This is a genomic window from Burkholderia sp. BCC1996 (assembly GCF_905339955.1).
Taxonomy (GTDB): domain Bacteria; phylum Pseudomonadota; class Gammaproteobacteria; order Burkholderiales; family Burkholderiaceae; genus Burkholderia.
Window position 1 is genome coordinate 262073 of record NZ_CAJPHM010000006.1, and the last position, 8819, is coordinate 270891.

The window sequence follows — 8819 nt, forward strand, 5'->3', positions numbered from 1 at the left end:
AAAAATGGATGGCGCGCAGTAAACCGAAGCTTCTGATTCATGGAAGTTGCGTGAGCCGAGACGCCTTCACCGATCGATTTCCGCAAGCGGAGCGGTACGAGCTGGCGGGCTATCTCGCGCGCAGTTCGCTGGCGACCGCATTTTCGTCGGGCGTGGTGGAGAATGTCGATTTTGACGCGATCGCGTCACCGTTTCAGCGCAGGATGGTGCAATCGGACGTCGAGCACGGCTTGATGGCCGTACTGGCCGCAGGCGGATTCGATTTGTTGCTGATGGACCTGATCGACGAGCGATTCAGCGTGTTCGTTGACGAGCATGGCGCGTGCTGCACCGTGTCGGGTGAACTGCTGTCGTCCGGATTCGATGCCGGGACGCGTCGTGGCACGGTGATCAAGGCTTTCACGGATGCGTTCTTCGATCGCTGGGAGGCGGGCTGGCGCCACCTTGTCGCAACGTTGAAGGCGCATGGGCGCCTTGACGCGCTGATTGTGAACGAGGTGTACTGGAGCTCGGCCTGCTCCGATGGCACCAATTTCTCACCGGCCTATTCGCCCGACGACGTTGCACAGGCTAACGCTTTCCTGTCGCGGCAATATGCGCGGATGCGCGAGGATCTGGCCGCCGGACAATTCCTGCATTTCGATTCGGCATTGCTCGTCGGTGCAATCGATCATCAGTGGGGAAAGAGCCCGTTTCACTATGTGACCGCGTATTACACCCATTTGCTCGAATGTCTCGATCGGTATGTGACGCGAATCGGGGCCGCCGCCGCGGGAACTTCTGACAAGCAAGGGAGCAGCGTGGGTTTCGTAAGCTACGTCCGGGACAAGCTGCGGCTGGCCGGAAACCGGTTTCGTCATGAAGACTCAACGCCGGTGACTGCCTGGCACGCCGATCGTGTGACGTTGCAGAAGGCGATGCAGGGTCTCGAGGTTTCGGTACGCGCGAGGGCAGCGACGCGTATCCGTCTGACCGCGATCGTCAACGGTGATCTGTCGGGCAACCGCAACCTGTTGCTTGTCGTCGCCGGCGAGAATCTGGTCGATGCCGACATGCATGCGATGGGGTACATGAAGTCGTGGGTCGGCTACTTCCGGTATCTCAGGAGCGACATGCGCGAAGAGCGACTGACGACGGAGATCGCAGTCGACGGCCGGATCACGTCGCTCAAGGTGTTGACCTGGAATTTCGATGGCCCGGTCGTCCTCTCGGACATCAACGTCGAATCCGGCGGCGCAATGCTCGATAGTCCTGCATTGACCGCGAAACGCAAGGATGGCAGCCAGTCGGTCAACATCACGCGCGAGCCGGCGATTCGCGCGAATCTGCTGCTCAAGCGGCACCGCTGCGGTCCGGAATGTATCGTCCATTGCGATAAATGGTTTGCGTCGATGGACGCGTTCGCGTCACGGCACGATGTCAATCGTTTCGGTCGGGAACCCGTATTTCTCGAGGCTGAGGGCGGGGAATTGATGCCGGCCAGCCTTCAGAAGGCGCGGCCTGCATTTCTGACGATTCCCGATACGATCGAAGCGTACCTGCGATCGATCGGCGACAAGTCACGGAACATGATTCAAAAGGCGAATCGCCTCGGATACCGGTTCCATGAAGGCGGCCATGCAGGTTTCGACCAGGACATCTACGAAATTCGCACGTCGGACCCGATGCGCCAAGGGCGGCCGATTCCCGAGTACTACTATTCGAATCCACCGGTTTATGTGTTGAATCCGAGTGCCGCTGGGTGTGAACTTCACACGGAGCGATTCTTCGGTATCGTGCATGAAGGGCGCCTGGTTTCCTACATCACGCTCTTCATGTTCGGCGAGTTCGCACAGATCAACCATATTTTGTGTCACAAGGAGCACGTGAAGAACGGGGTCATGAACCTGAATGTATTTCACGTCGTGAAGGAGTTGATCGAGAAGTATTCGTGGGTCAAATCGATCAATTATCTGTACGTCGTGGATGACGGGATGGGGATCAACCTTTTCAAGCGCAGCGTCGGCTTTCGTTCGCAGCGTTTCATCGCATACGACAGCACGCTGGATGCGATTTCGTATCGTGAGACCGAACAAGTGGACGAACCGCCCTCCGACCCGCCTCCGGCCGTTCCTCGTGAAGGCCAGAAGTCGCGTGTCAAGCTGAAGAAGTGGGATTTTGTGCGGGAAGCGGTACAGCGGGAATCTCTGGCCGCAAAGCTCGATTCGCTCCTGGGTCGGCCATGCGTCGACCTGGCGTATCCGGCCGACGGCGACTTTGCGCGGTTCTGTTCTGTCGGCTTGGCCGAAAGCACGGACACCCATCCGGTCGGCGCGTGTTTTCTGGTCCCGTTTCCGAGCCGTGCGGACGAAAACAGCCATCCGGATGTTGCACGCTATTTAGCCAAACGTTTCAAAGGCAATCCAATTCCCGATGACGGATTCTCGGTCGGATTCCGTGGTAGCAACTTGCGTGCACTCGCCTATTTGAGTATCGAGGAGGACGCCGCCGATCTGCTTGACGGGGTGCTTGTGCTGGAGAAGGTGGCGTGATGGGAGATCGAACCGCTTCGGCGGCGCGCGGCACCTGGCCGTTCGTCCGCCGGTGGGAGTGAGCTTGAGTATCCGAAAGCATCCGACTGTCGCTCTGGTTGCAGACGGCCTGACATCGTCGAGCCTCGTTTTCGATAGTCGCGTTATTCCGTTGGGTCCCCGTGGATTTCGCTGGCGCCTGGCGTTTTCGCGTCCGGACTATTTGCTGGTCGAGTCGGCATGGTCGGGGGTTCGCGATCGCTGGAAGTACAAGATCGCCGCCTATCCGGAACGCCCGGAGCGGACGAACCACGCGTTGATTCGGCTGGTCGAGGCCGCGAGGGACCGTGGTATTCCGACCGTGTTCTGGAACAAGGAGGACTCGGTTCACTTCGATCGTTTCGTGGATAGTGCGAAGCTGTTCGACCACGTGTTTACGGTGGACGCCAATGCCGTGCCACGCTACAAGGCGGTGATGGGCGAGCAGGCATCGGTTCACACGTTGATGTTCGCGATTCAGCCCAGGACGCACGGTTTTACCGGCTTCGACTTCAAATTCCGGCGTGCGAATTTCGTTGGCAGCTACAGCAGCGAGAATCACGCGCGTCGGCGCGCGTGGCAGGACGTGCTGTTTGGCGCGGCCTGCGGTAGTGGCCTGGGCCTGACCGTCGTCGACCGCAATTCGAGCCGCAAGGCGTCGCACTATCGTTTTCCGGCGCTTGAAGGCCTCGATGTGCAGCATGCAGTCCAGCACGAACAAACGGCGCAGATGTACCGCGACTACGTCGTGTCCCTGAACGTGAATACGGTCGAGGACTCGCCGACCATGTTTTCGCGGCGCCTGGTCGAGATTCTCGGTTGCGGCGGAATTGCCGTAACAACGCCGGCGCGGTCGATCGATGCGATGTTCGCGGACTTCTGCCATGTCGTACGCAGCGAGGACGAGGCGCGCGAGCTATTTGCGCGTCTGCGGGGTGGCCCGTCCAGCAGTGATCTCGAACGCGCACGCGCCGGTGCGGAGTTTGTGGCGAAGCACCATACGTGGCAGCATCGCCTCCGCCAAATTGCCGAGGTGCTGGGGCAGTGAGCACGAAGATGCAACGCTTGCGCGACCCTGTGCTGTTGCGCGTGTGGCGGCGATGCGCGGCGCTTGTATGCGAGCGACCGCTGCTGCGCGTACTGGTTCTTGGGGATTCTCACGTTCGTGTGTTCGAGCACGCATGGTTCGCATTGCGATTGCCGAACGTGCAGTTCGACATCGAATATGTTCCGGGCGCAACGGCAATCGGCATCGATAACCGTCATTCGACGACGTCCGCACTCCTGCGTTTCACGAATCGCCTTCAGTCTTCGAAACACGATTGGGTGCTGCTCAATCTCGGTGAAGTCGATACCGCCTATTCGCTTTGGAAACTGGTGGAATTTCGGGCGTGTCCGATTCCAGTTCTGCTTGACGAGGCGGTTCGCAACTATTGCGATTTCATCGCCGAAGTAGCGGCGGCCCACCGGGTCGCTATACTCAGCGCGCCGTTGCCGACGCTGGCGGACCAGGCCGCGCCGCGCGACGAGACGGCCGCGGTACGTCAGCAGGTGTCGGCAACACAGCGCGAGCGAACCGAGCTGGCGCGGGAATTCAATGCGCGTATCGAGCGATTTTGCTGTACGCACGGGATTCCGTACCTCGATTCAAGTCCGTATGCGCTCGGGGCGGATGGCTTGGTAAAGCGTTCCTGGCACCATCCCCGCCGGTTCGATCATCACTACGCCCGCCGGCCGTATGCGCGTTGCCTGGTACAACAATTGAAGGTGCTGTTTGCGATGCCGCTCACGAGTGCCGAACGTTCCATCGGGCACGCCGGGACGCGCAGCGGGGTGGAATCATGACCCGTCCGCCGCGCTGGATCGTTCCGATTCAAAGCGTTGGCCTGTGGGCATGGTGCGGCCGGACCCCTTGGCTCGACGGTATTGTTGCCTGCGGCTTTCCATGGCAGCGATCCGGCGTATCAGGCATTCTCGGCTGGGGCCTGCGCGAAAGCGGCCAGCGCGCCCAGGCATGGGCGCTGCGTGCCGGCGTGGACGTGCTGCGCATCGAAGACGGCTTCCTCCGCTCCGTCTCCCTCGGCGTGCTCGGCGACACTGCCCTGTCGATCGTCATCGACGATCTCGGCATCTACTACGACGCCAGCCGTCCGTCACGTCTCGAGATGCTCGTGAAGGAAGCCGCCGCGCTTGAGGGCGATCGCGCCGATGCCTCGCGGAACGAAGCCGGCCGCGCGATGTCCCTGATCGTCCGCCACGGCTTGTCCAAATACAACCACGCGCCCGATTTCGTCCCGCCCGACGACTGGCGCGACGACGCGATCCTGGTCATCGACCAGACTCGCGGGGACGTCGCTGTCCGCCTCGGCGGTGCCGACGAATCGTCGTTCCGCGCGATGCTTGCCGCCGCGCTCATCGAAAACCCCGGCAAGCCGGTCTGGATCAAGACCCATCCCGACGTGATGTGCGGCAAGAAGGCCGGCTATCTCGTCGACGCGTCATTCAGCGATCCGCGCGTGCGTCTGCTGCCGGCCGACGTCAGTCCGCCATCGCTGCTGAAGCGGGTGGGCAAGGTGTATGCCGTTTCGTCGCAAATGGGTTTCGAGGCGCTGCTGTGCGGCAAGCCGGTCATGACGTTCGGCTTGCCGTGGTACGCCGGCTGGGGGCTCACCGACGATCGTCACGCGGACGCACCGATCGTTGCCGATCGCCGCGGTAGCGCGACGCTGCATCAGCTGTTCGATGCGGCGTACCTGCGCTATTGCCGTTACATCGATCCCGAAACCGGCAGCCGTGGCACGATCTTCGACGTGATTGCCCATCTCGCGAAGCAACGCCGGCTGAACGAGGTGACGAGAGGCGAACTCGTGTGCGTCGGGCTGAGCCTATGGAAGCGCAGCGTGGTCGCACCGTTTCTGCGGCACGGTGGCGCTCGCGTGCGTTTCGTCGATTCGCCGGCGGCGCTGCGGCGTCTGCCGCCTGACGCATCGCGGCGCGTCGTGCTGTGGGGTGCCCGGCGTCCCGATGTTGCTGCCGCCGCGCAGGAGCTGGGCTTGCCGGTGCTTCGCATGGAGGACGGGTTCATCCGCTCCGTCGGTCTCGGCTCGAATCTCATCGCGCCGCTCTCGCTCGTGATCGACGATCTCGGCATCTACTTCGATCCGCGCACGCCGTCCCGGCTGGAAGCGATCCTCGAGCGCGGTGGCTTCGACGATGCGGAACTCGCCGAGGCTCGCACCGTGCGGGCGGCGCTCGTCGACGCCCGCATTGGCAAGTACAACGTCGGCAACGGCGGCGTCGCGCTACCGTCGCCGCGCCCCGCGAAAGTGATTCTGGTGCCGGGGCAGGTCGAGGATGATGCATCGATCCGGACCGGCTCACCGTGGATCTCCACGAATCTCGGGTTGCTGTCGAGCGTGCGGGCCGCCCATCCCGATGCGTTCATCGTCTTCAAGCCGCATCCCGACGTCGTCAGCGGAAATCGCGCGGGTGCGGTGCCACTGCACGAAGCCCGGCGACTCGCCGACGCCGTGGCGCCTGAATCCGACGTGATCGCCTGCGTCGAGCAGGCCGACGAAGTGCATACGATGACGTCGTTGACCGGCTTCGAGGCGCTGCTGCGTGGCAAGCGGGTCGTCTGCTACGGCGCGCCGTTTTATGCCGGCTGGGGGCTGACGCACGATGTGTTCGCAAACGTATCGGCAGGCACCGACCGCATGCCGGGCGCTGGCGACGGGACGTACACCCATCCGGTCTGGTCGCGCCGCAATCGCCGGCTAACGCTCGACGAGCTGATTGCCGGGACGCTGCTGCGCTATCCGCGCTATGTCCATCCGGTATCCCGGGCCGTAATCGATGCCCAATACGCAATTGCATTACTGCACGCGCAGCGGCAGTCGACCGGGCAGGGCAAGCTGAAGCGAAATCGGCTCAAACAGCAGTCCGGGAAAGTCAAGATGTGGGCGCTGACGACTTACTCGGAATATCGGATTTCGGCGCGCAAGAAGCTGTACATGTCACTGCAGCGCTGGCTCGCGAAACTTTAGCCGGCGGCCATCCGGGAATGGTGCCGACAGTGTCCGATAACGCAAATCAGCTATACCGCATTTCGGAGCGCCGAGGTTGTATCGTTATCTCGTAAAACGATACAATCGTTCATCTATAAATCCGGGGCAAAAAATCGGGGCAGGGGTGGCGATTCAACTGCCGGCGCATCGTCGTTCATTTCGTGTGTGTGCGTAAAAATATTGAAAAATGATAAATCTTATTAATAATGCGACGCTCTTTTCTGGTTCTGCAAGGCACGGCATCGCCGTTCTTTAGCCGATTGGCCGATGCGTTGCGGAGTCGCGGCCATCGCGTTCGCAGGATAAATTTCTGTGGAGGAGACCTGGTCTATTCCGGAAATGGCGCTGCGAGCGATTACACCGCGCATCCAGACGAGCTTGCCGCGTGGTATGCGACAACGCTGCGAACCGGCGACGTGACGGACGTGATCCTGTTCGGCGACTGCCGGGCCATTCACCGGCCCGTGCATCCTGTCGCCCGCGATCACGGCGTCGCCGCGCATGTATTCGAGGAAGGGTACGTGCGTCCGCATTGGCTGACGCTCGAGCGCCACGGGGTCAATGGGCGTTCGCTGCTGCCGCGCGATCCGGCGTGGTATCTGGATCAGCGCAGCGTAACGCCGCCGCGCGATCTCGGGCACGCCACAGGATATCGACTGGCCGTCCGTGCGTATCACGACATGCGCTATCGTGCGGCCAATACACTATATCGGTCCCGTTTCCCGAATTATCGCAGCCATCGTCCGCGCAACGGCTTCGTCGAATATGCGGGGCTGGCGACACGCGCGCTGAAACAACCGATATTCGATCGCGAAGCCGAGCGAGTGACACGGCGCATGCTCGCCGGCCGGCCCTATTATCTGTTTCCGCTCCAGGTCAACGCGGACGCGCAAATCGTCCATCATTCGCCATTCGGAAGCGTGCGCGCATCGATCGACCTCGTACTGCAGTCGTTCGCGCAGCACGCCCCCGCCGGACACGACTTGCTGGTCAAAAACCATCCGCTGGACACGGGCGCGTTCGATTATCGCGGACACGTCCGGCAGCTTGCGCGCGAGCTCGGCATCGCCGATCGCGTGTCGTTCATCGACGCCGGCCATTTGCCGACGCTGCTCGATCACACGCGCGGCGTGGTGCTGGTCAACAGTACGACCGGGATGTCGGCGCTTTACCACCATTGTCCGCTGATCGCGCTCGGCGTGGCGATCTACGACATGCCGGGACTGACGTGGCAAGGCGGCCTCGACAGCTTCTGGGAGCATGCCGAACGGCCTGACGAAGACCTGTTCCACGCGTTTCTGGATTATGTGATTCATCACACGCAGATCAACGGCGACTTCTATACGGATACCGGCATCGACATGGCGGTGGAAGGCGCCGTGCGACGACTGGAGGCAACCCGGGTGGAGGTCAATCATGCGTTCGCGTGAACCGCGTCATGTCGTGATCACCGGCGCGACGGCCGGACTCGGGCGCGCGCTGGCGCTGGCCTATGCGGTACCCGGCGTCGTCGTCGGATTGATCGGCCGCGACGCGGCGCGTCTCGACGACGTGGCGACGGCCTGTCGGGCGCGTGGCGCGATTGTTGAATGCGGTCGTGTCGACGTGTGCGATGCCGAAGCGCTGCGCACGTGGCTGGACGCGTTCGACGACGCGCATCCGATCGATCTGTTGATCGCGAACGCGGGCGTTGCGAGTACGCTGGCGCATGCCGACGACTGGGAAGAGCTCGAACGCACGACCGTGGTGGTCGATACGAATCTGTACGGTGCATTGCATGCGGTGCTGCCGGTGATCGCCCGCATGCGCGTGCGCCATCGCGGCCACGTTGCGATGATCAGTTCGCTCGCGGCGTTGCGCGGCATGGCGATTTCGCCCGCGTATTGTGCGAGCAAGGCGGCGATCAAGGCGTATGGCGATTCCGTGCGGCCCCTGCTGGCGCGCGACGGCATCCGGATGTCGATCGTACTGCCCGGATTCGTGAAGACCGCGATGAGCGACGTCTTTCCCGGCGACAAACCGTTCATGTGGTCGGCCGATCGCGCCGCGCGGCATATCCGCCGCAGGCTGCATGCAGGCCGCGCAGAAATCGCGTTTCCGGGCACGCTCGCGCTCGGAATGCGATTGTTGACGCTGGCGCCGGCGCTGGTCGCCGATGCGATTCTCGGCAAGCTGTCGTATTTGCCACGCGAGGGCCGCTAGC

Annotated in this window: 6 protein-coding genes; all 6 read left to right on the forward strand. The window is 62.2% G+C overall.

All coding sequences use genetic code 11. The features are described from left to right. Window positions 1–8 precede the first annotated feature (8 nt). A complete protein-coding gene (locus U4Z64_RS11185; protein ID WP_321819964.1) occupies window positions 9–2531 on the forward strand; it encodes a DUF6270 domain-containing protein in 2523 nt (840 codons plus the stop codon). Between the two features lie 58 nt (window positions 2532–2589). Further along, window positions 2590–3597, forward strand: coding sequence for a glycosyltransferase family protein (locus U4Z64_RS11190; RefSeq protein WP_321819965.1), 1008 nt, complete (start codon window positions 2590–2592; stop codon window positions 3595–3597). Further along, complete coding sequence (locus U4Z64_RS11195; RefSeq protein ID WP_321819966.1) at window positions 3594–4394, forward strand: SGNH/GDSL hydrolase family protein; 801 nt, start codon at window positions 3594–3596, stop codon at window positions 4392–4394. The genes U4Z64_RS11190 and U4Z64_RS11195 overlap by 4 nt, the downstream gene beginning before the upstream one ends. Then, window positions 4391–6595, forward strand: coding sequence for a capsular polysaccharide biosynthesis protein (locus tag U4Z64_RS11200; protein WP_321820045.1), 2205 nt, complete (start codon window positions 4391–4393; stop codon window positions 6593–6595). The genes U4Z64_RS11195 and U4Z64_RS11200 overlap by 4 nt, the downstream gene beginning before the upstream one ends. Window positions 6596–6822: 227 nt before the next feature. Then, window positions 6823–8046 (forward strand): capsular biosynthesis protein, encoded by a 1224-nt coding sequence (locus tag U4Z64_RS11205; protein ID WP_321819967.1) that lies wholly within the window; start codon window positions 6823–6825, stop codon window positions 8044–8046. Then, a complete protein-coding gene (locus tag U4Z64_RS11210) occupies window positions 8033–8818 on the forward strand; it encodes an SDR family NAD(P)-dependent oxidoreductase (protein WP_321819968.1) in 786 nt (261 codons plus the stop codon). The genes U4Z64_RS11205 and U4Z64_RS11210 overlap by 14 nt, the downstream gene beginning before the upstream one ends. Window position 8819 lies beyond the last annotated feature (1 nt).